The 2,060-nt window shown below is 63.1% G+C and carries 3 protein-coding genes; all 3 read left to right on the top strand.

Translation table 11 applies throughout. From position 1 onward, the window contains the following. Positions 1 to 211: methionine adenosyltransferase domain-containing protein (locus tag QZY07_RS00215; RefSeq protein WP_295398820.1), on the top strand; the 211-nt coding region annotated here is incomplete at its 5' end. 211 nt (positions 212 to 422) lie between these two features. Beyond that, positions 423 to 542, top strand: coding sequence for a glycogen/starch/alpha-glucan phosphorylase (locus QZY07_RS00210; protein ID WP_295398822.1), 120 nt, complete (start codon positions 423 to 425; stop codon positions 540 to 542). Between the two features lie 20 nt (positions 543 to 562). Then, the gene (locus QZY07_RS00205) at positions 563 to 1,720 is read left to right on the top strand and encodes a glycoside hydrolase family 3 N-terminal domain-containing protein (RefSeq protein ID WP_295398818.1); all 1,158 of its coding nucleotides are present in this window, start codon (positions 563 to 565) and stop codon (positions 1,718 to 1,720) included. Positions 1,721 to 2,060 lie beyond the last annotated feature (340 nt).

Genomic DNA, 2,060 nt, shown 5'->3' with positions numbered 1-2,060 from the left:
GCGGGTCAGCGAGCATCGGATCATCGAACTGATCCGCGCCCATTTCGACCTGCGTCCCTACGGCATCATGCAGATGCTCGATCTGACCAACCGCGACCTGATCAAGTATCAGGACACGGCGGCCTATGGTCATTTCGGGCGGACCGAACCGGGCTTCACCTGGGAGCGGACCGACAAGGCCGACATGCTGCGCGAGGCGGCTGGGATCTGATTGGATTTGTAGGATGGGTAGAGCGCAGCGAAACCCATCAAATTCCGCGCGGACCTATCGGGTTCGCGCAGCCACACCCTCGGTCTTGCGCGGGCGTTCAATTCAAGCGTTGGAGCAGTGATCGATGGGTTTCACGGCCAATCAGCGTTCGAATGAATTATCAGCGCCATAGCATGGCCGTTCCACCCATCCTTGCTATCGAGATCGCTGGCTGCGCATGAGCTTCCTCAACACGGCGCACAGCGGACGCTTCTCCTCGGATCGCACCATCGCCGAGCACAACCGCGACATCTGGCGGCTGCCGACGGTGACGCCCGGGCGGATGGCCTGACCCTGATGGGCGGCGGGCGCATGACGGACGGCACGGATACGGCGCCCCATCCATCCGTCGCCTTGTCCCGCCGGTCGCTCCTGATCGGCGCCGGTCTCGGCGTCGCCACCTGGCTCGGCGGCCGGATCGCCGGCGGCGACAGACACTGGCGATCCTGGCCGCTGGAACGCCAGATCGCCCAGCGGTTCCTGGTCGGCTTTCCGGGGACACGGATCGATCCCGGCCATCCGATCATCCGCGATATCCGCGAGCATGGAATCGGTGGCGTGGTGTTATATGATCGCGCCGGTCTCAACATCACCGGGCCACGCCAACTGCGGACGCTCACCGCCACCCTGACGGCCCTGGCGCCGACGCCGCTGTTCATTGCCACAGATCAGGAAGGCGGTCGGGTCGTGCGTCTCCAGGAGAGCGCCGGTTTTCCGTCCACGCTATCGGCGCAGGTCTTGGGAGAGATGGATGATTTGGCGTGTACCGGCCGGGCCGCCGACGGCCTGGCGCATACTCTCATCGAGCATGGCTTGAATCTGAATTTCGCTCCCGTGGTGGATCTGAACCGCTACCCGGACAATCCCATCATCGGCCGGCTGCAACGCAGCTTCGCGGCCGATCCGCGGCAGGTGGCCCGACACGCCGCCGCCGTGGTGGCCGCCCATCGCCGACGGGGCGTCATCAGTACGCTCAAACATTTCCCCGGACACGGCAGTTCGCTGGGCGATTCTCACGACGGCTTCACCGATGTCACCCAGACCTGGCGCGCGGACGAACTGCTGCCCTATCGCCAGCTGATCGAGCGCGGATTGTGCGACATGATCATGACCGCCCATCTCTTCAACGCCCGCATCGATCCAACCGCCCCAGCCACGCTGTCGCGTCCAACGCTCCAGGGGCTGCTGCGCGATCAGCTCGGCTTTCGCGGCGTGATCGTCACCGACGATCTGACCATGGGCGCCATCGCCCGTTATTATTCCTATGACACAGCGGTGATCCGCGCCATGCAGGCCGGCGCCGATCTGTTACTGATCGCCAACCACCGGCCCTATATCCCGGATATCGTGCCGCAAACCTTGGCCATCGTCAGGCAGGCGGTGGACAGGGGCGCGCTATCGCCCGCCGACATCCGGGTCTCCTGCCGGCGTCTCATGGCGCTCAAGGCGCGTTACCGGCTCGCGGTCTAGCGCGGTAGGCTGGGGTGAACGAGAGTGAACCCCAGCATCAACTCGGCGTCTACTGGGGTTCGTTCCTCCTCTGGCTCCCACGCTCCGGCGTGGAAGAGCCGTAGCAAGATAGGGTGGTTAGAGTGACCATGGTATAACGCTGATGATTGGCACGGATACCGGCTGGTCACGAAACCCACCGAGCCAACGCGCCAACGCTTAACCTTTGAATGCCTTCGGGAAACCGGGGGCGTTTTGGCTCTCTGGGATCTGAGTAGGAACCGGGAAGGTCGAAAAATCTATTAATTATATGATCTTACAAAGATCTGGAGACGATATCGAAACGCGAAACGAGTCACTG

The organism is uncultured Thiocystis sp., assembly GCF_903866365.1.
Classification (GTDB): domain Bacteria; phylum Pseudomonadota; class Gammaproteobacteria; order Chromatiales; family Chromatiaceae; genus Chromatium.
This window is presented reverse-complemented; position numbering and strand designations above follow the sequence as displayed.

Bases quoted from the DNA above. Each gene is read 5' to 3' on its own strand.
- QZY07_RS00205 (WP_295398818.1), top strand. From the start codon at position 563: ATGACGGACGGCACGGATACGGCGCCCCATCCATCCGTCGCCTTGTCC.